At 53.2% G+C, this 20,920-nt stretch carries 22 protein-coding genes; 13 read left to right on the top strand and 9 right to left on the bottom strand.

Annotated elements, in window-relative coordinates:
* Nucleotides 1-62 precede the first annotated feature (62 nt).
* Nucleotides 63-1,268, bottom strand: coding sequence for a multidrug efflux MFS transporter MdtH (mdtH, locus tag AACU55_RS22435; RefSeq protein ID WP_037035854.1), 1,206 nt, complete (start codon nt 1,266-1,268; stop codon nt 63-65).
* A gap of 212 nt (nt 1,269-1,480) precedes the next feature.
* Here mdtH and rimJ point away from each other — a divergent pair, with 212 nt between their 5' ends.
* From rimJ to murJ, 4 genes are all read left to right on the top strand, one after another.
* Complete coding sequence (rimJ, locus tag AACU55_RS22440) at nt 1,481-2,068, top strand: ribosomal protein S5-alanine N-acetyltransferase (protein WP_013575017.1); 588 nt, start codon at nt 1,481-1,483, stop codon at nt 2,066-2,068.
* 10 nt (nt 2,069-2,078) lie between these two features.
* Nucleotides 2,079-2,738 (top strand): DUF480 domain-containing protein, encoded by a 660-nt coding sequence (locus tag AACU55_RS22445; RefSeq protein ID WP_112151800.1) that lies wholly within the window; start codon nt 2,079-2,081, stop codon nt 2,736-2,738.
* Between the two features lie 12 nt (nt 2,739-2,750).
* A complete protein-coding gene (locus tag AACU55_RS22450) occupies nt 2,751-3,662 on the top strand; it encodes a Gfo/Idh/MocA family protein (RefSeq protein ID WP_013575019.1) in 912 nt (303 codons plus the stop codon).
* A 193-nt stretch (nt 3,663-3,855) separates the two neighbouring features.
* Nucleotides 3,856-5,391: a murein biosynthesis integral membrane protein MurJ gene (gene murJ / locus AACU55_RS22455; RefSeq protein ID WP_134706158.1), complete on the top strand. Its 1,536-nt coding sequence runs from the start codon at nt 3,856-3,858 to the stop codon at nt 5,389-5,391.
* 62 nt (nt 5,392-5,453) lie between these two features.
* Here the strand turns inward: murJ and argS are convergent, their stop codons facing one another.
* Nucleotides 5,454-7,187, bottom strand: coding sequence for an arginine--tRNA ligase (gene argS / locus AACU55_RS22460; protein WP_037035847.1), 1,734 nt, complete (start codon nt 7,185-7,187; stop codon nt 5,454-5,456).
* Between the two features lie 217 nt (nt 7,188-7,404).
* On the opposite strand from argS, the gene AACU55_RS22465 reads away from it, so the two are divergent.
* Nucleotides 7,405-7,974: a VOC family protein gene (locus tag AACU55_RS22465; RefSeq protein ID WP_134706159.1), complete on the top strand. Its 570-nt coding sequence runs from the start codon at nt 7,405-7,407 to the stop codon at nt 7,972-7,974.
* On the opposite strand, the gene AACU55_RS22470 is transcribed toward AACU55_RS22465, so the two are convergent.
* Entirely contained in the window at nt 7,971-9,119 is a 1,149-nt protein-coding gene (locus AACU55_RS22470; protein ID WP_134706160.1) for a MalY/PatB family protein, read from the bottom strand. The genes AACU55_RS22465 and AACU55_RS22470 overlap by 4 nt on opposite strands.
* 113 nt (nt 9,120-9,232) lie before the next feature.
* Here AACU55_RS22470 and cutC point away from each other — a divergent pair, with 113 nt between their 5' ends.
* Both cutC and AACU55_RS22480 read left to right on the top strand, forming a co-directional pair.
* Complete coding sequence (gene cutC / locus AACU55_RS22475) at nt 9,233-9,991, top strand: copper homeostasis protein CutC (protein WP_013575024.1); 759 nt, start codon at nt 9,233-9,235, stop codon at nt 9,989-9,991.
* Between the two features lie 168 nt (nt 9,992-10,159).
* Complete coding sequence (locus AACU55_RS22480; RefSeq protein WP_013575025.1) at nt 10,160-10,663, top strand: lysozyme inhibitor LprI family protein; 504 nt, start codon at nt 10,160-10,162, stop codon at nt 10,661-10,663.
* Nucleotides 10,664-10,972: 309 nt separating this feature from the next.
* Here the strand turns inward: AACU55_RS22480 and AACU55_RS22485 are convergent, their stop codons facing one another.
* The 6 genes from AACU55_RS22485 to AACU55_RS22510 all read right to left on the bottom strand — a co-directional run bounded on the left by AACU55_RS22485 (nt 10,973) and on the right by AACU55_RS22510 (nt 15,180).
* The gene (locus AACU55_RS22485; protein ID WP_013575027.1) at nt 10,973-11,176 is read right to left on the bottom strand and encodes a hypothetical protein; all 204 of its coding nucleotides are present in this window, start codon (nt 11,174-11,176) and stop codon (nt 10,973-10,975) included.
* A 171-nt stretch (nt 11,177-11,347) separates the two neighbouring features.
* Nucleotides 11,348-12,319 carry a tRNA 5-methoxyuridine(34)/uridine 5-oxyacetic acid(34) synthase CmoB gene (gene cmoB, locus AACU55_RS22490; RefSeq protein WP_013575028.1) on the bottom strand — a complete coding sequence of 324 codons (972 nt, stop codon included), beginning with the start codon at nt 12,317-12,319 and terminating at the stop codon, nt 11,348-11,350.
* Entirely contained in the window at nt 12,316-13,059 is a 744-nt protein-coding gene (gene cmoA, locus AACU55_RS22495; RefSeq protein WP_013575029.1) for a carboxy-S-adenosyl-L-methionine synthase CmoA, read from the bottom strand. The genes cmoB and cmoA overlap by 4 nt, the downstream gene beginning before the upstream one ends.
* A gap of 136 nt (nt 13,060-13,195) precedes the next feature.
* Complete coding sequence (locus tag AACU55_RS22500) at nt 13,196-13,591, bottom strand: MAPEG family protein (protein WP_013575030.1); 396 nt, start codon at nt 13,589-13,591, stop codon at nt 13,196-13,198.
* A gap of 111 nt (nt 13,592-13,702) precedes the next feature.
* A complete protein-coding gene (locus tag AACU55_RS22505) occupies nt 13,703-14,521 on the bottom strand; it encodes a DUF72 domain-containing protein (RefSeq protein WP_134706161.1) in 819 nt (272 codons plus the stop codon).
* 83 nt (nt 14,522-14,604) lie between these two features.
* On the bottom strand, nt 14,605-15,180 hold the full coding sequence (locus AACU55_RS22510) for a hydrolase (RefSeq protein WP_037034903.1): 576 nt from the start codon (nt 15,178-15,180) through the stop codon (nt 14,605-14,607).
* A gap of 335 nt (nt 15,181-15,515) precedes the next feature.
* On the opposite strand from AACU55_RS22510, the gene aspS reads away from it, so the two are divergent.
* The 6 genes from aspS to ruvB all read left to right on the top strand — a co-directional run bounded on the left by aspS (nt 15,516) and on the right by ruvB (nt 20,875).
* The gene (gene aspS / locus AACU55_RS22515) at nt 15,516-17,312 is read left to right on the top strand and encodes an aspartate--tRNA ligase (protein WP_112151804.1); all 1,797 of its coding nucleotides are present in this window, start codon (nt 15,516-15,518) and stop codon (nt 17,310-17,312) included.
* Complete coding sequence (gene nudB, locus AACU55_RS22520; RefSeq protein ID WP_013575034.1) at nt 17,312-17,758, top strand: dihydroneopterin triphosphate diphosphatase; 447 nt, start codon at nt 17,312-17,314, stop codon at nt 17,756-17,758. The genes aspS and nudB overlap by 1 nt, the downstream gene beginning before the upstream one ends.
* 25 nt (nt 17,759-17,783) lie before the next feature.
* Complete coding sequence (locus tag AACU55_RS22525; RefSeq protein ID WP_013575035.1) at nt 17,784-18,527, top strand: YebC/PmpR family DNA-binding transcriptional regulator; 744 nt, start codon at nt 17,784-17,786, stop codon at nt 18,525-18,527.
* A gap of 108 nt (nt 18,528-18,635) precedes the next feature.
* Nucleotides 18,636-19,157 (top strand): crossover junction endodeoxyribonuclease RuvC, encoded by a 522-nt coding sequence (gene ruvC / locus AACU55_RS22530; protein WP_013575036.1) that lies wholly within the window; start codon nt 18,636-18,638, stop codon nt 19,155-19,157.
* Nucleotides 19,158-19,244: 87 nt separating this feature from the next.
* Nucleotides 19,245-19,859 (top strand): Holliday junction branch migration protein RuvA, encoded by a 615-nt coding sequence (ruvA, locus tag AACU55_RS22535; RefSeq protein WP_134706162.1) that lies wholly within the window; start codon nt 19,245-19,247, stop codon nt 19,857-19,859.
* Nucleotides 19,860-19,867: 8 nt separating this feature from the next.
* Nucleotides 19,868-20,875 (top strand): Holliday junction branch migration DNA helicase RuvB, encoded by a 1,008-nt coding sequence (gene ruvB / locus AACU55_RS22540; protein WP_037034899.1) that lies wholly within the window; start codon nt 19,868-19,870, stop codon nt 20,873-20,875.
* Nucleotides 20,876-20,920: the final 45 nt, after the last annotated feature.

Below are 20,920 nucleotides of genomic sequence, written 5' to 3' on the forward strand. Positions count from 1 at the left end.
ATCAAACCGCATTCCCTGGAACGCGGTTTCCATCAGGGTACTGCATAAGAAATTACGGAAGATCAACCGCCGCTGAGCATGGCCGGTTCGATGCGGCGCAGGTTGAACTGCCAGTACAAACCGGTGAGGGTGATGAAGCCAACGACGCCGAGTAATAACCACGGCAATTCAGGCAGTTCGAGCGCACGGCCGGTGTCGTACATCCAGCCGCCACCGGTATAACCGATGACGCCGCCCAGAGCCAGTCCCAGACGGCTGAAGCCCATGTAGCTGCCGCGTGCGCGGGCGTCGGCCAGAGATGCCCCCAGGGTTTCACGCGCCGGTTCGGCGATGATAGAGCCAATGTAGAAAAAGCCAATCAGCAACAATAACGGATTGATTGAGGTAACCAGCCCGACCGGCAGCAGGCTCAGTGTCATGATCAGCAGACCGAACATCAGGCGCTGTTCAAGACGGAAACGTTTTTCGCTCCAGCGGGCAATCGGATACAACAGCGTCAGCGACAGTACGGCTTCAATGGCGTACATCCATTTCACCGCCGACGGGCTGCCCGCGACATCATTGACCGCAATCGGCAACATCAGCATCACCTGCACGGTCAGCATGTAATAGCCAGTCAGCGTCAGTACGTAGGCCAGAAAACGGCGGTCGCGCAGCACGCGCATCATGCCTTCGCGCATAGGGGTGCGCAGGGTGGAAATGCGGTAAGCCGGTAACAGCCAGGCGTTGCAGGCCGCGGCCAGACAAAAGATTGCGGCTCCGGTCCAGCAGACGTAATGGAAATCATATTGCAGCAGCCAGCTACCGATCAGTGCGCCAATGACGGCACCCGCGCTGTCCTGCATCATCATCAGGGAGAAGAAGCGGCTGCGCTCGTGCGGACGGGTCAGTTTTATGACCAGCGCGGTACGCGGCGGATCAAACAACGTGCCGCCAAGACCGGAGAGAATACACGAACAGACCAGGATCCACGGTTGATCGGCCATCGCCATCGTGGCAAAGCCCGCTGCGCGCAATAACATGCCGGTGATAATCATGGGTTTCGCCCCAAACCGGTCAGCAATCGCCCCGCCAAAAATGCCCAGTCCCTGTTGCGTAAGCTGACGAACGCCGAGTGCCAGGCCGACGGCCATTGCCGCCCAGCCAAGCTGATCGACAAATCGGATCGAGATCAACGGAAAAACCACGAAAAAGCCTAAAATAACCAGCGCGTTGTCTAATAACAGAAAATACTTACCCAAGCTCCGAGCTTGTGATACCAGAGACATGCTTCACCATGAGCGATTATATGTATCCTGTCCGGCAGATACAGAAAGGAGAAAAGACCGTTCCAGTCTGAACCGGAAACAGGCATTTAGATAGGGCGCTATTGATAATATTTTTTTATCGTCAAGCCGCGCTCTGACTGGCAGAATTAGCGGTGATCTGTCGTTTCCTATAAATTCTATTTATCGACCCATGCGGGATGTGGAGGGAAGGGATGTTTGGCTACAAATCTGCCGTGCCAAAGGTGCGGCTTACCACTGATCGGATGGTCCTGCGCCTGGTTCATGACCGTGATGCGCACCGGCTGGCTGAATACTACGCTGAGAACCGCGCGTTTCTGAAACCGTGGGAACCGGTCAGGGATGAAAGCCATTGTTATCCCTCAGGATGGCAGGCGCGTCTGGGGCTGATTACCGAGATGCAAAAACAAGGCAGTGCGTATTACTTCATCCTGCTCGACCCCGATGAAAATCGCGTGATGGGCGTGGCGAATTTCAGCAATGTGCTGCGCGGTTCTTTCCATGCCTGTTTCCTCGGGTATTCGCTCGGCCAGGAATGGCAGGGTAAAGGTCTGATGCAGGAAGCGTTGCAGACGCTTATCCGCTATATGCAACGCCAGCAAAAAATGCACCGCATCATGGCCAATTACATGCCGCACAATAAACGCAGCGGCCAGCTTCTCGAACGTCTCGGCTTTGAACGCGAAGGTTACGCCAAAGATTACCTGCTGATTGACGGCAAATGGCAGGACCACGTGCTGACGGCATTAACCTGGCAAGAATGGACACCCCCGTCCCGATAAGGAGAGCAACATGAAACACGAACTCAGCGCCCGGGAGGCCCGTGTTGTGGGCTGTTTACTGGAAAAACAACTCACCACGCCAGAACAGTATCCGATGACCCTTAACGGCCTGACTACGGCCTGCAATCAGAAGACGAACCGCGAGCCGGTGATGGAACTGAGCGAAAGTGACGTTCAGCAAACGCTGGATTTGCTGCTGCGCAAACACATTATCCGCACCCTGAGCGGCTCACGTACCATGAAGTATGAGCACCGTTTCTGTAATTCTGAATTCGGCAATCTCAAATTTTCCCCGCAGGAAGTGGCTGTAGTGACCACGCTGTTGTTGCGCGGCGCACAAACGCCGGGCGAGTTGCGTACCCGCACTAACCGTCTGCATGATTTCTCGGACGTTGCCGAAGTTGAACAAACGCTGACTGAACTGACAAACCGCGAAGACGGCCCGTTCTGCGTGCGTCTGGCCCGTGAACCGGGGAAACGTGAAAGCCGCTATATGCATCTGTTCAGCGGCGAAGTCAGCAATGTGGCCAGTACCCATGAAGAACCGCTGTTCAGCGCCGAGGCACAAAGCGCTGATCTGACTCTGACCGCGCGCGTGGAAACACTGGAAGCTGAAGTGGCGGAGCTAAAACAGCGTCTGGAAAATTTGTTGCAACATCTGGCTGATTAACAGGAGCGGGTTGTGAGTAAATTACGTATTGGTGTTATCGGGCTGGGTGGGATTGCGCAAAAAGCCTATCTGCCGGTGCTGAGTCACGCTGAAAACTGGACGCTGGTCGGCGGGTTTTCCCCGAATCAGCAAAAGGCGCAGGCCATTTGCGACAGTTATCGTATGGCGTGTTTTTCCCGCATGGACGAGCTGGCAGGGCAGTGTGACGCCGTTTTTGTGCACAGCAGCACCGCCAGCCATTTTGAAGTGGTCGGGCAATTGCTGGCGCAGGGCGTGCATGTGTATGTCGATAAACCGCTGGCCGCTGAACTTGAGCAGGCTGAGCAGTTGGTTGAACAGGCGCGCAAGACAGGCAAAACGCTGATGGTCGGCTTCAACCGTCGCTTTGCACCGTTGTATCGTCAGCTCAAAGATAACATGCAGAGCGCCGCATCTTTGCGCATGGACAAACACCGGACCGATAGCGTGGGGCCAAACGATCTGCGATTCACCTTGCTGGACGATTATCTGCACGTGGTCGATACCGCGCTGTGGCTGGCGGGCGGTAATGCCAGTCTGGAAAGCGGTCTGATTCAGATTAACGAAGCGAATCAGATGTTGTACGGCGAACATCATTTCCTCTGTGGCGAAACGCTGGTGACGACATCGATGCATCGCCGGGCAGGGACCTTCCGCGAGAGCGTGCAGGCGGTGACTGAAGGCGCGGTGTATCAGCTGGACAATATGCAAATCTGGCGCGAGGAACAGCAGGATATTCTCACACAACTGCCGGTACCGGGCTGGCAAAGTACCCTGACACAGCGCGGATTTGTCGGTGCCATTGAACACTTTGTGGCCTGCGTGAGTAATCAGACGGCGCCGGAAACCAGCGGCGAGCAGGCGATTTATGCGCAGGCAATGATCGAGAAGATTCTGAATTCTTAACAAAAAAGCCGCGCGGGATGGCGTGGTTAACACTCTATAACAACATAAAACAACTGCCGGTGGCTATTGTATTGCGGATGCGTAGACTAAGCGCATCTTTGAGCCATGCGGCTTCATCTCTCACGCCTGCTGATGCAGGCGTGATGGTTTAACTATTTGATATACATGTAAACCGGTAAACAAGAAAAGTGACATGAATCTACTTAAATCTCTGGCAGCCGTCAGTTCCATGACGATGTTTTCACGTGTATTAGGTTTTGCCCGCGATGCCATTGTGGCACGTGTATTTGGCGCCGGAATGGTCACCGACGCCTTTTTTGTGGCGTTCAAATTGCCCAATTTGTTGCGCCGTATTTTTGCCGAAGGCGCATTTTCACAGGCGTTCGTGCCAATTCTTGCCGAGTACAAAACTCAGCAGGGCGAAGAAGCTACGCGCACCTTTATTGCGTATGTCTCCGGGTTGCTGACGCTGGTTCTGGCGATTGTCACCCTGCTGGGCATGCTCGCGGCGCCGTGGGTGATTTATATCACTGCGCCGGGTTTTGTGGATTCACCGGACAAATTTGCGCTCACCAGTTCTCTGCTGCGGATCACCTTCCCGTATATCCTGCTTATTTCTCTGGCTTCGCTGGTCGGAGCGATACTCAACACCTGGAACCGCTTCTCGATACCGGCGTTTGCGCCGACCTTCCTGAACGTCAGCATGATCGGTTTTGCGTTATTCGCCGCGCCGTATTTTCACCCGCCGGTGCTGGCGCTGGCCTGGGCCGTGGTGGCCGGTGGCTTGCTGCAACTCGGTTATCAGCTGCCACACCTGAAGAAAATCGGCATGCTGGTGCTGCCGCGCCTGAACCTGAAAGATGCCGGTGTATGGCGCGTAATGCGCCAGATGGGACCGGCGATTTTGGGTGTTTCCGTCAGCCAGATTTCACTGATCATCAACACGATTTTTGCCTCGTTTCTGGTCTCCGGCTCCGTGTCATGGATGTATTACGCTGACCGCCTGATGGAGTTTCCTTCCGGTGTGCTGGGCGTGGCGCTGGGCACGATTTTGCTGCCTTCGCTGGCGCGAAGCTTTTCCAGCGGAAATCACGGTGAATACAATCGCCTGATGGACTGGGGCTTGCGTCTGTGTTTCCTGCTGGCGTTGCCAAGTTCCGTCGCCCTGGGGATTCTGGCCAAACCGCTTACGGTGGCATTATTCCAGTACGGCAAGTTCAGCGCGTTTGATGCTTCGATGACGCAACGTGCGCTGGTGGCCTATTCCGTCGGGCTGATGGGGCTGATCGTGGTGAAAGTGCTGGCTCCGGGCTTTTATTCACGTCAGAACATCAAAACACCGGTGAAAATCGCCATCATTACCTTGCTGATGACGCAGGTGATGAACCTGGCCTTTATCGGCCCACTCAAACACGCGGGGCTTTCCCTGTCGATTGGTCTGGCCGCCTGCCTGAATGCTTCGCTGCTTTACTGGCAACTGCGGAAGCAGGATATCTTCCAGCCTTTGCCGGGCTGGAGAGTGTTCCTGATTAAGCTGATTGTCGCGGTGGTTGCCATGTCAGCCGCATTGCTCGGCATGATGTGGCTGATGCCTGCATGGGATGTGGGGGGAATGGCGTATCGTCTGGCGCGTCTGGCGGCAGTGGTTGCTGTCGGCGTAGTCGCTTACTTTGCCGTGCTTGGCCTGCTGGGCTTCAGGGTGAAAGAATTTGCCCGTAAGCTGGACTGACGCAGATTACAGAAACACAAAAGGGCGCAAAAGCGCCCTTTTTTAATATCCACAACCGTGAGTTACATGCGTTCTACGGTTTCGATACCCAGCGTATCCAGACCGGTTTTCAGCGTGCGTTGTGTCAGCAGTGCCAGTTTCAGGCGGCTGTTACGGCTGGTTTCATCTTCTGCATTAAGGATCGGGCAATGCTCGTAGAAGCTGGAGAACAGGCCAGCCACGTCGTACAGATACGCACACATGGTGTGTGGCGTGCCTTCGCGGGCGACAACGGTCAGTACTTCTTCGAACTGCAACAGACGGGTCGCCAGCGCAGCTTCACGTTCCTCGCTCAGTACAACCGGTTGAGTCAGACTGTTCACGTCGATGTCTGCACGTTTAAAGATAGAGGCTACGCGGGTATAGGCATATTGCATATACGGCGCGGTGTTACCTTCGAACGCCAGCATGTTGTCCCAGTCGAAGATGTAATCGGTAGTACGGCTTTTTGACAGATCAGCGTACTTGATTGCGCCGATACCCACCGCGTTAACCAGTTTTTCCAGCTCCCCGGCGTCTTTCATTTCCGGATTTTTTTCGGTGATCAGCTTACGTGCGCGATCAATCGCTTCATCCAGCAGATCAGACAGTTTCACCGTGCCACCTGAGCGGGTTTTGAACGGCTTACCGTCTTTGCCCAGCATCATGCCGAACATATGGTGTTCCAGCGCCACAGAATCCGGCACGTAACCAGCTTTACGTGCGATGGTCCATGCCTGCATCAGGTGCTGGTGCTGACGGGAGTCGATATAATACAGCACGCGGTCGGCCCCGAGTGTTTCGTAGCGGTATTTCGCGCAGGCGATATCGGTGGTGGTGTACAGGTAGCCGCCATCTTTTTTACGGATGATGACGCCCATCGGATCGCCTTCTTTATTTTTGTATTCATCAAGATAGACAACAACCGCGCCTTCGCTGTCGACGGCCAGACCTTTGGCCTGCAAATCGGCAACGATGCCCGGCAGCATGCTGTTGTACAGGCTTTCACCCATCACATCGTCTTCGGTCAGGGTGACGTTCAGACGATTGTAGGTTAGCTGGTTTTGCTTCATGGTCACATCAACCAGCTTGCGCCACATCTGCAGGCAGTATTCATCGCCGCCTTGCAGTTTCACCACGTAGCCACGCGCCCGCTCGGCGAAGGCTTCGTCTTCGTCATAGTTTTTCTTCGCCGCGCGGTAGAATTCTTCCAGATCAGCCAGATTCATGTCACCGGCGTTTTCGTTCTGTACTTTTTCCAGATAGGCAATCAGCATGCCGAACTGTGTACCCCAGTCGCCAACGTGGTTAGCGCGGATCACTTTATGGCCGAGGAATTCATTGGTGCGCACAGCCGCGTCGCCGATAATGGTGGAGCGGATGTGGCCAACGTGCATTTCTTTCGCCACGTTTGGCGCAGAATAGTCGATGACGATAGTTTGGGGTTCAACCGGTGTGATGCCCAGTTTTTCATCGTTCAGGGCGCTGTCTACATGCGCAGCAACAAAAGCAGGATCCAGGAAGATATTGATGAAACCTGGCCCGGCGATTTCGACTTTATTCGCGATGCCGCTCAGGTCTAACAGTTCAACGACTTTCTCTGCCAGTTGTCGCGGTGGCATACCGAGTTTTTTTGCCACGGACATAACACCATTAGCCTGATAGTCGCCAAACTGAGCTTTAGCGGACTGACGGACTTGCGCTTCGCTGTCGGCTGAAGCGCCTGCAGCGATCAGCGCCTGGCTGACTTTATCTGAAAGAAGTGACTGAATATTCACCGAAGTACCTTTATTTAGGAATGTGGTTGTTTGCTGTTCATCCCATGGTGGACGAACCTAAAATGATGCGTGTTTATATCATATTAGCCTTGCGGCGTCAGTATCACCGCACATCCGGGCTAAGGAAAACGCGATTGTGCGGCATGTCTCTGGCAACCGGATGAAAGGCTGTGTAAATTACCCGACCCTGAAGATCTGCAAACGAAAACAAGATAGGATGACCGCCATGAATCACGTGCCGGAGTTACAGGATTTAACTGATGATTTACCGCGCTTTGTCGACGTAATGACGGCGTTCGCTGCAAAATTGCACATTAATCTGGGTGGGTTTCACGCAGATCATATTTCAGTGCGTTGTCATCAGAACACGACGGCGGATCGCTGGAAAACCGGCCTGGAAAAGTGCGGCAGTCTGTTGAATGAGACCCTGATTAACGGCCGGCCAATTTGTCTGTTTTCGCTCAACGAACCTTTACAGGTCGGGCCGCTGAGTATTGATCTGGTCGAGTTACCATATCCCGGCGATAAACGTTACCCGCACGAAGGCTGGGAACATATTGAGATTGTCCTGCCCGGTGCTGAAGACGAATTATATACACGGGCGCTGGCGCTGATTGCTGATGAAGCGCTAATGACGCCCGGTATTAAGCTGAAACAAAGTGCTCCGAAAGGGGAGAACGAGCGTTTGCCTAACCCGACGCTGGCGATCACTGACGGCTCTGTGACCATCAAATTTCACCCGCACAGCCTGCGGGCGATTGTCGCCAGCGAAAGGGAAGACGGTTAACGTTGCAGCGTCAGTAACGCCGCTTCCATGCGATCCAGCGCTTTTTCCAGTAACGCGCGCTGGCAACCCAGATTGATACGCACATAAGCCGGTGCGCCAAAATCAGCCCCACCTGAGAAACCGACCCCGGCGTCCACAAAGAAATGATAAGGGTCCTGCACCGGCAGTGCGCTGGCATCAATCCAGCCAAGGTATGTGCCTTCCGGCGCCAGCATACGCAATCCTGGCATAGCGTTGATTCTGGCTGTCACCCGTTCGCGGTTACCTCGCAGGTATTCGAGCTGTGCGTTAAGCCATTCCTTGCCATCGCGGTAAGCGGCGGTCGCGGCGACATACGCCAAAATATTGACGTGCGGCACAATGCCGTGACTGGCCTCAAGGAATTTCCGGCGTAGTTCCGGGTTAGGAATAATCGCCATCGACGCGCCCAGACCGGCAAGGTTGAAGGTTTTGGACGGCGACATCAGCGTGATCGAACGCTGTTCGGCATCGGCATTGAGTGAGGCGAACGGGATGTGTTTCAGGCCCGGTTCGAGGATCAGGTCACAGTGGATTTCATCCGAACACACCACAAGATCGTGACGTTGCGCGAAGGCCTGCTGTTCGAGTAATTCCTCGCGACGATACACCGTGCCACCGGGGTTATACGGGTTGCAGAGCATCAGCAGCTTTTCGCTGCCATCCAGTAGATTGTCGGCCGTGGAAAAATCGGCCACCCAGCGCTGTTGCTGCTCAGTTACATTAATGGATTTAAACTGACGCCCTTCAGCCTGAGCCGCCTGCATAAACGGCGGATAAATGGGCATGGGCATCAGACTGGAGTTTTGTGGTGCAACAGTGGCGCGGACGGCGACGTTTAATCCGCACACCAGGCCTGGTAACCAGACGATCCATTCGGGCTTAATAGCCCATTCGTAACGATTCGCCAGACGTTTTACCACTAAATCAATGAGTTCCGGCGGTGTGAAACCATACCCAAATACGCCTTCTGCGACACGTTGCTGCAACTCTTTGATAACCTGAGGCGGAGAAGTGAAGTCGGTATCGGCAACCCAAAGCGGTATCACATCCTGATTATTGTATTTATTCCACTTAACGCTATCACTGTGACTGCGGTCTACCCATAAATCAAAATTGAGTGTCATAGTTAGCTTTCCTAAGCAAACAGATTGGGTGGGGATGCTTATCTCAAAGCCTACGCGACATGGCCCGCTACAGACAAGTGTTGTAGCATAATGCCGTAATCAGGAGAGATCACATGACTAAATTAGAAGTGTGTTGTTACAGCGTGGACTGTGCATTGACAGCAGAACAAGCCGGGGCCGATCGTGTTGAATTGTGCGCCAGTCAGGCTGACGGGGGCATTACGCCGAGTTACGGTACCCTTAAACTGGCAAGGGAAAAAGTGACCATCCCTGTACATCCGATTGTCCGTCCAAGGGGGGGTGACTTTTGCTACAGCCAGAGTGAATTTGAGGTGTTGAAAAGCGACATCGCTTGTATTCGCGATCTCGGTTATCCGGGGCTGGTGGTCGGCATGCTGGATGCCGAAGGGCATATTGATATGGCGAGAATGTGGGAAGTGATGGCGCTGTGCGGCGATATGGCCGTAACATTCCATCGCGCATTCGACATGTGCCTTAACCCGAAGATTGCACTGGAGCAGTTGACTCAGTTAGGGGTGGCGCGCATTCTGACCTCCGGGCAACAACAAAATGCTGAAGTCGGTTTACCGATGCTTCGGGAACTCAATCAGCTGACGCGTGGTCCAATTATTATGGCTGGCGCGGGTGTGCGTCTGACGAATTTGCAGAAGTTTGTGGATATCGGGCTGACGGAGTTACACAGTTCAGCAGGGCGTCAGGTGAAATCCGCCATGCGCTACCGGAAAGCCGGTGTCACTATGAGTTCTGATACTGACTTTGATGAATTCAGTCGTTATTGCGTGGATGGCGATATTGTTGCCGCAATGAAAAGCACATTGCAGTTTGACGATGAAATATCCCGCACGGCGTAATAACTCAAAGATTTAACCGGGTCACACGACCCTTATTGCGTCGCCCTGCGCAAGTACCAGGCCCCGTCATGTTGGCGGGGCTTTTTTTGTGCTCCTGATTCTGCTGTCGTTGCGTAATTGATTCGGATAATCTGTCTGCTCATCAAATTGTTACCGCCGGACAGGGACATGAAAAAGTTAGTGATTACTCTCGCGCTGTTGGGATTTACGCACTCATTATTTGCCGCTGATAAACAACCCAGCAGTGTTCTGGATAATGGTGCTGAGACATTTGCCATTGACTGTGCAGGCAACCCTCAGCAAACGACGCTGGATATGAACGATTGTTATGCGGAAAAAATCGACAAGCTGAATTGGGTGAAACAGACGTACCTTGTGGCGGCCAGAAAACGTATTGAGCAAACGGCTACAGGTCCGAACCCGGATCCTGACGCAGCAGCCGTGCTGAAAGCGTTTGATGAGGAAACTCAGGCGTGGGATGCGTTTGAAGAGAAAGCCACTTTTGCGACGTACACCGACTATCAGGGCGGGACGATCAGAGGCGTGATGTCGCTGTCGCGGAAAATGGAACTCATCGAGTTGCGTGTTAAAGATATCTGGAGCAACTGGCTGCAATATCAGGATTCAACGCCAGCGGTATTACCCGAACCAAAATTTAAAGATGACCATTAATCCGGTTTTCTTGGTCTGAAAAAGCGCCCGGGCGGCGCTTTTTATGACGGGCAACACTTCAGCCCCAGGTCAGCAGCGCCACACCGAACATTCCTGCTTTCACCACCAGGCACATCACGAAAAGGCCTAAAACAATAACAGCCCGATCCATGAGGAATCGAATTCTTCTGCGCATTGATTTCTCCACGAAATACTCGCGTACGGATAAATTGGTTGGCCGAATTTATACACGAAATGCTATGAATCAATCCAATGATATAGCGTCAAAACGTGGAGCTTTACAAAGGACTGTGGCTGACGCGGAAATTATTACTTCTCGTAAAAGTTTTTTATTCTGATAGCGACGTCAATATTTGCCCAGTGCAATTCGTTTTCCTTGTGCAGACTGCTGCTGCCATCTTCCCAGGAAACGTAATACGACACGATGTCGTGCTCTGATTCAAAAGTATTCATCACGGTACCTTTGATATCGCCAGATCTGTGTTTAACGATGCTGCCTTTAGGGAACTTCATACTTCCTCCCGTAATGCGAACGACGATCTCCGTCATAACAAACCGATAGCCTTCTGAAAGGTTAGACCTTTTTACAGCGTGATGTACAGAGTGACGTGACTGAAAGTGAGGATAAAGTGTGAGCAATGACTTCCGCCAGACAGGAAGATGTCTGGCGGAGGAGGAAGGTCGTTATGGTTTGCGGGCGATGAGCAAGGCGCGGCGAGGAGCCGGATAACCTTCGATAGTTTTGGTCGGATCATTCGGGTCGAGGAATTCAGCCAGTGATTCGCTGGTCATCCAGTCGGTACGGCGCTGTTCTTCAAGTGTTGTGACGCTGACATCCGCAATACGCACATCCACAAAGCCGCATTTGATCAGCCAGTTTTTCAGGGCTTCAGCAGAAGGGATGAAATAAATATTCCCCATCTGCGCGTAACGGTCACCCGGCACCAGGACCTGCTCGCTGTTACCTTCAACAACCAACGTTTCGAGCACCAGTTCCCCTTCGCTGACCAGCTGATTTTTCAGTTGCAGAAGATGATCTAATGGCGAACGGCGGTGATACAGCACGCCCATGGAAAAAACGGTGTCGAAAGCGTTCAGCTCGGGTAATTGTTCGATGCCCAGCGGCAACAAATGTGCGCGCTGATCGCCCCCCAGTAATTTACGCACGGCCTCGAACTGACACAGGAACAACTGCATCGGATCGATACCCACCGCCAGATGTGCGCCTGCACCAATCATGCGCCACATGTGATAACCGCTGCCGCAGCCGACATCTAAAATCGTGCGGCCAGCAAGGGAAGAAATGTGCGGCAAAACGCGATCCCATTTCCAGTCAGAGCGCCATTCAGTATTGATTTCAACGTCGTACAGCGAGAATGGTCCTTTGCGCCATGGCATCATATTACGCAGCAGGTTTTCAATCCCTTCGCGCTGACCGGCAGGCAAAGGGACTTCCATATTGGCGCTGACGCTGTGCAACAAATCCAGACGTTCCGGCTGCAACAGCGGTAAACGATCCACCGAGTTAAACCACAGTTTGAATTTGCCGTGCAGAGATTCTTTCTGCCACGCGGTCAGTTGCGAAGGCAAAGTATTGAGCCACGGACTTAACGGCCCTTTGGCAATAACGCGATAAAAATCACCGAAATCAATCATTGTGCTTCTCCGGCTTTCAGCGCAATCAGTGAACCGAAATTAAAACACTGGAACCAGACTTCCGTGTGCTGGAAACCGGCCTGATGCAGGCGGGCTTTATGCGTTTCGACGGAATCGGTCAGCATAACGTTTTCGAGCATGCTGCGTTTCTGGCTGATTTCCAGCTCGCTGTAGCCGTTTGCACGTTTGAAGTCGTGATGCATATTGAACAACAGTTCGCCGACGTCTTTGTCTTCGAAGCTGAATTTTTCTGACAGCACCAGCGCCGCGCCCGGACGCATGCCCTGATACACCTGATTCAGCAAACGCTGGCGGTCAGCCGGTTCGAGGAATTGCAGGGTAAAGTTGAGCACTACCATCGAGGCATTTTTCAGCTCGATATCGAGAATATCGGATTCGATCACGCTGACCGGTGTATCCGCACGGAAAGCATCAATGTGACGACGGCAGCGTTCCACCATGGCGGGAGAGTTATCGACAGCAATAATTTCGCAGCCCGGCACCTTAATGTTACGACGCATCGACAGCGTGGCAGCACCCAGCGAACAGCCCAGATCATAGACATTGGAGTCGGGCTGAACGAAGCGCTCGGCGAGCATGCCAATCATCGAAATAATGTTGGAATAGCCCGGAACAGAGCGTTGGATCATGTCGGGAAAAACTTCCGCGACGCGTTCATCGAACGTCCAGTCGCCAAGCTTATCTATAGGTGCAGAAAACAGCGTATCGTGGTTTGCCATAGCGGTGAGTCAGGCCAAAAAGAATGTGGGTAAAAAGTTGAGGGCAGATTTTAGCAGATACTGGCGCAGGCAGATACCTGCGCGCCTGGGAGTTGTTTCAAAAGGGCATCAAATCTGTCTGGCAAATGTTCAGTGCTCAGTCAAAGTTGAGGAATTGCGACCACGGCAGATAGATAATATTGATCACCACCATCAGCACCAGAGAAATATACGTGGCGGCCATGCCATTACGGCGCCAGGCAAATTCGCGGTTTTTCAGCCCGTAATAATGGAATAACCGGCCGAGGATCAGTAACAGGCCGCAGGCGTGTACAGTCCATATCGCCGCGCCGTTCATTTCCATATACAACAATAATAAACAGCCAATCGGCAGATATTCTACAGCGTTGCCGTGTACGCGTATTGCGGTTTGTAATTCGTAGGATCCGCCGTCGCCGGTGGCGATACGGTATTGCATCCGCAGACGGACAACATCGAAAGAGAGTTTGATCAAAAGTATGGCGGCAAGCACGACATATAACGCGCTAATCATGATGACTTCCTTGGTTATTCCCTGTATCCCGGCGGAACAGCACTGATTTTCCGCTGCGTAGCCATGATAACGGGAAGGCATAAAACTGTCGTCAGAAAAACCTGAATATTCTTAGAACAACGCATCCTGCTCCGGCCAGTCCGGCGCGGGCTGGACCGAAGGAATGTGCTGACGCAGATCCTGCCACAGGTAGCGTGCCTGCTGGGGCGCGTCGGAACAATCGGGCGTATGAATAAACAGATACGGTGACAATCCCTGTGATTGCCAGTCGCTGAGTTTTGCAATCCACTGGCCGAAAAGTGGACGGTTTGCCTCAAGACTGTCGCCGCCGATAAAGCGGACAATCGGGCGGGAGGATGTCGCCAGCGCGTGCAGCGGCAATATCGGTTTTTTGCGTTTGGCTTCGAGCACCGCTTCGGTGGTGGAGGTTGAGCTGTGAACCGGGCGACTGTCAAGGATCGCACGGTTAATGCCGCGCTGATGCAATCCCTGATTCAGCGCCCGTTCTTCCTCACCTTTATTGAAGAAATCCGCATGGCGCACTTCAACGCCGTAATCAAAACCGGCGGGCAGGGCATCCAGAAATTGCCATAAACGGTCGAGATGCACCGGGGCAAACGTGGCCGGAAGTTGCAGCCACAGTTGCCCGATACGTTCACCGAGCGGTGCGAGCGTGCGGTAAAACATATCGACGTCTTCCTGACAATTCGCCAGCGCGGCTTTATGGCTGATGGCGGAAGGAAATTTGAAACAAAAACGAAAGGTCTCCGGCGTCATGTCGCGCCAGCGCATCACCACATCCTGTTTGGGCAGGGCGTAAAAAGTCGTGTTGCCTTCGACACAATTGAAGTACCGCGCGTAATCCGCCAGATCACGTAAACCCATCTTTGCCCAGGCGCTGTGATGCCATTGCGGTAAACCAATATACATATCGATGCTCCCTTTTCCGGGCCAAATCCCAAATAAAACGCCGCCTCAGCGGGCGGCGTTCAGGCATGAAAATCAGGGTAACGTTACTCTGGCAACGCGGCAAGCACTTCGGCAGTGGAACGGACACGGCTGATACGCGGGAAAATAAACTGCATGCTGGACTGATGATGGTCATTGTTGTGTGCGCTGCACGCATCTTCTGCGATCACCAGTTCATAGCCATGTTCCCAGGCATTACGGGCCGTAGATTCCACGCCGATGTTGGTGGAAATACCGGCAAGCACGATGCTTTTAATGCCGCGGCGGCGCAGTTGTAAATCCAGATCGGTGCCGTAAAACGCGCCCCACTGACGTTTGATCACCAGCAGATCGCTGTCGGTTACGCCCAGTTGTTCCGGGAATTCCCACCAGCTTGGCGGTAAACCGCCTTCCGGCGCAGCCGCAGGGACATCAACCGGTTGTTTCAGCGCTTCGTCAAAAGAGTCAGACCAGCCCACGCGAACCATGACGACCGGCGCACCCAGTTTACGGAAACGGGTTGCCAGTTCAGTGGCATTATCCAGCACCTGCTGTGCGGTGTGCGGGCCGCCTGCGAACGGTAAAATTCCTTTCTGTAAGTCAATCAGTACCAGCGCGGTGTTTTTTGGATCAAGTTTCATGTTTAGCTCCCGGTTTTCAAAATGGGTAATGAGAGAAAGGAATCATTTACTGCGTGTACAAAGGGGATTGCGTGAGTCTATGCTAGCGCGAGGAGCAAAAAGATATAATTTTGTTAAATTATGTGTAGCCAGCAACACGAGTGAATTTCCGCGCCAGCGTTGACGTGTTCGCACTTATCCTTCGCCGGAAATTCCTTTATAATAGCCGCCTTTTTTCGACCTGAATAAAACCCATTCCGCGCGCTGCTGAGTTTTGCGGCGGGCGACCAGAGTCAATAACCGTTTCTGTGCCTGTGAGCCATGAGGCCGGGTAGTGGGATCAAAAGGATACCGTTATGCGTACTGTATATTGTGGAAAACTGAATGCGTCCAATGTGGGCCAGGAAGTAACATTGTGTGGCTGGGTTAACCGTCGCCGCGATTTGGGTGGTTTGATTTTCATCGATATGCGTGACCGCGAAGGCATCGTTCAGGTTTTCTTCGACCCCGATCAGGCAGAAGCCTACAAGCTGGCGTCTGAACTGCGTAACGAGTTCTGCATCCAGTTAACCGGCACCGTGCGTGCACGCCCGGAAAGCCAGTTCAATAAAGACATGGCGACCGGTGAAGTGGAAGTGTTCGCCAGTAATCTGAACATTATCAACCGTTCCGAATCGCTGCCGCTGGACTCCAACCACGTCAACACTGAAGAAGCGCGTCTGAAATACCGCTATCTGGATTTGCGTCGTCCTGAAATGGCTAACCGCCTGAAAGCGCGTGCAAAAATCACCAGCTTCGTACGCCGTTTCATGGACAGCCATGACTTCCTCGACATCGAAACTCCGATGCTGACCAAAGCTACACCGGAAGGCGCGCGTGACTATCTGGTGCCGAGCCGTGTGCATAAAGGCAAGTTCTACGCCTTGCCGCAGTCTCCTCAGCTGTTTAAACAACTGCTGATGATGTCTGGTTTTGATCGTTATTATCAGATCGTAAAATGCTTCCGTGACGAAGATTTACGTGCTGACCGTCAGCCTGAATTCACCCAGATCGATGTGGAAACCTCTTTCATGAGCGCCGAACAAGTGCGCGAAGTGATGGAGAAACTGGCCCGTGAACTGTGGCAGGAAGTGAAAGGCGTGGATCTGGGCGATTTCCCGATCATGACCTTCGCAGAGGCCATGCGTCGCTACGGTTCTGATAAACCGGACCTGCGCAACCCGATGGAAATGGTGGATGTTGCGGACCTGATGAAAAACATCGAGTTCAAAGTGTTTGCTGATCCGGCCAACGATCCGAAAGGCCGCGTGGCTGCATTGCGCGTTCCGGGCGGTGCCTCCCTGAGCCGTAAACAAATTGACGAATACGCCAAATTCATCGAAATCTACGGTGCGAAAGGCCTGGCTTATATCAAAGTGAATGAAGTGGCGAAAGGCCTGGAAGGTATCCAGAGCCCGGTGGCTAAATTCCTGAATGAAGAACTGCTGGCTGCCCTGATCGCACGCACTGGTGCACAGGATGGCGACATGATCTTCTTCGGCGCAGCCAGCGCGAAGATTGTGACTGACGCGATTGGCGCACTGCGCCTTAAAGTCGGCCGTGACCTGAAAATCACTAAAGAAGACATGTGGGCTCCGCTGTGGGTGATCGACTTCCCGATGTTTGAAGACACTGACGAAGGCGGCCTGAGCGCTATGCACCACCCGTTCACTGCACCAAAAGACATGAGCGCAGAAGAACTGGCAGCGAACCCGGTTTCTGCTATCGCTAACGCCTACGACATGGTGATCAACGGCTACGAAGTGGGCGGCGGTTCTGTGCGTATTCACCGCAGCGAAATGCAGCAGACCGTGTTCAGCATTCTGGGTATTAACGAGCACGAACAGCGCGAGAAATTCGGCTTCCTGCTCGACGCCCTGAAATACGGTACGCCTCCGCACGCCGGTCTGGCATTTGGTCTCGATCGTCTGGTGATGTTGCTGACCGGCACGGATAACATCCGTGACGTGATCGCCTTCCCGAAAACTACCGCTGCGGCGTGTCTGATGACCGAAGCGCCAAGTTTTGCCAACCCTGCGTCGCTGCTGGAACTGGGCATTGCGGTTGTGGCGAAAAAAGAAGTGACACCAGACACAAATACAGAGAATAACTAATGAGCTATAAGCGTCCTGAGTCGATACTGTGCGTCATCTACGCCAGAAACACCGGCAGGGTGCTGATGCTCCAACGAAAGGATGACCCGAATTTCTGGCAGTCGGTGACCGGCAGTCTGGAAGACGGGGAATCCCCAAATCAAACCACGCAGCGTGAAGTCATGGAAGAGGTCGGTATCGACATTGCAGGTGAAAACCTGACTCTGCAGGACTGCCATCGCTGCGAGGACTTTGAAATATTTGCGCATTTGCGCCATCGCTATGCTCCCGGTGTAACCCGCAATAAAGAACATTGGTTCTGTCTGGCGTTACCCGACGAGCGTGATGTGGTTCTCACCGAACATCATGCGTACCGGTGGCTCGATAAGCTGGCAGCGGCAGCGCTGACTGTCTCCCCGAGCAACCAGCAGGCGATTGAAGAATTTGTAAACTATTCGGTCTGTTAAGACTTTAGACTTTTTGGAGATATTTATGGCAGGTCACAGTAAGTGGGCCAATACCAAGCACCGCAAAGCGGCGCAAGATTCTAAACGCGGCAAAATTTTCACCAAAATCATTCGTGAGCTGGTTACCGCTGCGCGTCTGGGTGGCGGCGATGCGGGTTCAAACCCACGTCTGCGTGCGGCTATCGATAAAGCGCTGTCCAACAACATGACGCGCGATACCCTCAACCGGGCTATCGCACGTGGCGTGGGCGGTGACGAAGACACCAACATGGAAACCATCATTTATGAAGGTTACGGTCCTGGCGGTTCAGCCATCATGGTTGAATGTCTGAGTGATAACCGCAACCGTACCGTGGCAGAAGTGCGTCATGCCTTCACCAAAACCGGTGGCAATTTGGGTACTGACGGTTCCGTGGCTTATCTGTTCTCCAAAAAAGGCGTGATCACTTTCGCTCCTGGTCTGGATGAAGACGTGCTGATGGAAGCCGCGCTTGAAGCGGGTGCTGAAGACATCATTTCTTACGATGATGGCGCTATCGATGTGTTCACTGCCTGGGAAAATCTGGGCGAAGTGAAAGATGCGCTGGAAGCCGCCGGTTACAAAGCCGATTCCGCTGAAGTCACGATGATCCCATCGACCAAAGCCGACATGGATGCAGAAACTGCACCTAAACTGTTGCGCCTGATCGACATGCTGGAAGATTGTGACGATGTGCAGGAGGTTTACCACAACGGTGAAATCTCCGACGAGATCGCAGAAACCCTGTAATCTCAGTGCCGCCGGTGGCTACCACCGGCTGGCTATCCTGTTGTCCCTCAGCAGTTTATACTCTCCCCAACTTTCCAAAAAAACGACAACACAAGGCGTTGACTGGCTATGGCTATTATTCTGGGGATCGACCCCGGTTCGCGTATTACCGGCTATGGCATTATCCGCCAGACAGGGCGTCAGCTGAGTTATCTCGGCAGCGGCTGTATCCGCACCGTGGTGGACGATATGCCGGGACGTCTGAAACTGATTTACGCCGGTGTGTCGGAAATCATTACGCAATTTCAGCCTGATTTTTTTGCCATCGAATCCGTGTTTATGGCGAAGAACGCCGACTCCGCGTTAAAGCTCGGGCAGGCACGCGGTGCGGCAATTGTCGCTGCTGTCAATCAGGATCTGCCGGTGTTTGAGTATGCGGCGAGGCAGGTCAAACAGACCGTCGTCGGTACCGGTGCGGCAGAAAAAGCGCAGGTTCAGCATATGGTGCGGTCAATCCTGAAATTACCGGCTAACCCGCAGGCCGATGCCGCCGATGCGCTGGCAATTGCCATAACGCATTGTCATATGAGTCAGAATGCTATCCGGCTCAGCAGTGACAAATTACAGATGGCGCGCGGACGGATGCGATAGACGCCGCAAGTCCATTAGGCTGGATATCCATCCAGCCTTTTTTATGATATAAACATCGCTGCTTTTGACCTGATAAGGAAAATGAACGTGATAGGCAGACTACGAGGCATTATTCTGGAAAAACAGCCCCCTTTGGTGCTGCTTGAAACCAACGGCGTGGGCTATGAAGTGCATATGCCGATGACCTGTTTTTATGAATTGCCGGAACTGGGTCAGGAAGCTATCATCTTCACGCAATTTATCGTCCGTGAAGATGCCCAGTTGCTCTACGGATTTAACGATAAACAAGAGCGCGCGCTGTTCCGCGAGCTGATTAAAGTCAACGGCGTTGGGCCGAAGCTGGCGCTGGCGATTCTGTCAGGCATGTCGGCGCAGCAGTTTGTCAGTGCGGTAGAAAAGGAAGAAATCACCGCATTAATTAAGTTACCTGGCGTCGGTAAGAAAACCGCAGAACGCCTGGTCGTCGAAATGAAAGACCGGTTTAAAGGATTAAACGGTGATCTATTTAACAATCATACTGATATCACGCTACCTGCATCGGCGTCGAAAGTTAAAGAATCTGACGCCGAAGGCGAAGCCGTTGCAGCCCTGATATCCCTCGGATATAAACCACCGGAAGCCAGCCGCATGATCAGCAAGGTGGCCAAACCGGGCGCAGAATCTGAAACGTTGATTAGAGAAGCGCTGCGCGCAGCGCTGTGAGGTAAACGATGATTGAAGCTGACCGCCTGATTTCTTCCGAAGTTTTCAGTGAAGAAGAGGTCATTGACCGTGCGATCCGCCCGAAGTTGCTCAGCGAATACGTTGGACAGCCGCATGTGCGTTCGCAAATGGAAATCTTTATTCAGGCGGCTAAGCAACGCAAAGATGCGCTCGATCACCTGTTGATTTTCGGACCGCCGGGACTGGGTAAAACCACGCTGGCTAACATCGTGGCGAACGAGATGGGCGTGAATTTACGTACCACGTCGGGGCCGGTGCTGGAAAAAGCCGGTGATCTGGCCGCGATGCTGACCAACCTCGAGCCGCATGATGTGCTTTTTATTGATGAAATCCACCGTCTCTCACCGGTCGTCGAAGAAATTCTCTATCCGGCGATGGAAGATTATCAGCTGGATATCATGATTGGGGAAGGTCCTGCGGCACGCTCTATCAAACTCGATTTACCGCCGTTTACCCTGATTGGTGCGACGACCCGCGCCGGTTCCCTGACGTCACCGTTACGTGATCGTTTCGGTATCGTACAGCGTCTGGAGTTCTATCAGGTGGCTGATTTGCAGCACATCGTCGGACGTAGCGCCTCCTGCCTTGGGCTGGAGTTGTCGGAAGAGGGCGCGCATCAGATAGCCCGCCGTTCACGCGGAACGCCGCGTATCGCTAACCGCTTATTACGCCGCGTGCGTGACTTCGCGGAAGTGAAAGGCGACGGTACCATTAATGGTGATGTGGCTAACGGCGCGCTGGATATGCTGGATGTTGATGCCGAAGGTTTCGATTACATGGACCGCAAACTGTTGCTGGCCATTATCGATAAGTTCAGCGGCGGGCCGGTCGGGCTGGATAACTTAGCCGCGGCGATTGGCGAAGAGCGCGAGACGATTGAAGACGTCATCGAACCCTTCCTGATCCAGCAGGGATTTATTCAGCGCACACCGCGCGGGCGTATGGCGACCAATCATGCGTATAAGCATTTCGGTATTGCCAGAGAATCTGAGTAACAGATCTCCTGAGCATAAAAAACGGACGCCCTGAGCGTCCGTTTT

Origin of the sequence: Rahnella sp. CJA17(1/100) (genome assembly GCF_963881615.1) — a bacterium.
Taxonomy (GTDB): domain Bacteria; phylum Pseudomonadota; class Gammaproteobacteria; order Enterobacterales; family Enterobacteriaceae; genus Rahnella; species Rahnella aceris.

Coding starts and splice junctions, on each gene's coding strand:
- AACU55_RS22485 (WP_013575027.1), bottom strand. CDS start 11,176: ATGAAGTTCCCTAAAGGCAGCATCGTTAAACACAGATCTGGCGATATC.
- murJ (WP_134706158.1), top strand. CDS start 3,856: ATGAATCTACTTAAATCTCTGGCAGCCGTCAGTTCCATGACGATGTTT.
- AACU55_RS22500 (WP_013575030.1), bottom strand. CDS start 13,591: ATGATTAGCGCGTTATATGTCGTGCTTGCCGCCATACTTTTGATCAAA.
- cutC (WP_013575024.1), top strand. CDS start 9,233: ATGACTAAATTAGAAGTGTGTTGTTACAGCGTGGACTGTGCATTGACA.
- AACU55_RS22465 (WP_134706159.1), top strand. CDS start 7,405: ATGACCGCCATGAATCACGTGCCGGAGTTACAGGATTTAACTGATGAT.
- aspS (WP_112151804.1), top strand. CDS start 15,516: ATGCGTACTGTATATTGTGGAAAACTGAATGCGTCCAATGTGGGCCAG.
- AACU55_RS22510 (WP_037034903.1), bottom strand. CDS start 15,180: ATGAAACTTGATCCAAAAAACACCGCGCTGGTACTGATTGACTTACAG.
- ruvC (WP_013575036.1), top strand. CDS start 18,636: ATGGCTATTATTCTGGGGATCGACCCCGGTTCGCGTATTACCGGCTAT.
- AACU55_RS22525 (WP_013575035.1), top strand. CDS start 17,784: ATGGCAGGTCACAGTAAGTGGGCCAATACCAAGCACCGCAAAGCGGCG.
- cmoB (WP_013575028.1), bottom strand. CDS start 12,319: ATGATTGATTTCGGTGATTTTTATCGCGTTATTGCCAAAGGGCCGTTA.
- AACU55_RS22505 (WP_134706161.1), bottom strand. CDS start 14,521: ATGTATATTGGTTTACCGCAATGGCATCACAGCGCCTGGGCAAAGATG.
- mdtH (WP_037035854.1), bottom strand. CDS start 1,268: ATGTCTCTGGTATCACAAGCTCGGAGCTTGGGTAAGTATTTTCTGTTA.
- rimJ (WP_013575017.1), top strand. CDS start 1,481: ATGTTTGGCTACAAATCTGCCGTGCCAAAGGTGCGGCTTACCACTGAT.
- cmoA (WP_013575029.1), bottom strand. CDS start 13,059: ATGGCAAACCACGATACGCTGTTTTCTGCACCTATAGATAAGCTTGGC.
- nudB (WP_013575034.1), top strand. CDS start 17,312: ATGAGCTATAAGCGTCCTGAGTCGATACTGTGCGTCATCTACGCCAGA.
- AACU55_RS22470 (WP_134706160.1), bottom strand. CDS start 9,119: ATGACACTCAATTTTGATTTATGGGTAGACCGCAGTCACAGTGATAGC.
- ruvB (WP_037034899.1), top strand. CDS start 19,868: ATGATTGAAGCTGACCGCCTGATTTCTTCCGAAGTTTTCAGTGAAGAA.
- AACU55_RS22480 (WP_013575025.1), top strand. CDS start 10,160: ATGAAAAAGTTAGTGATTACTCTCGCGCTGTTGGGATTTACGCACTCA.
- AACU55_RS22445 (WP_112151800.1), top strand. CDS start 2,079: ATGAAACACGAACTCAGCGCCCGGGAGGCCCGTGTTGTGGGCTGTTTA.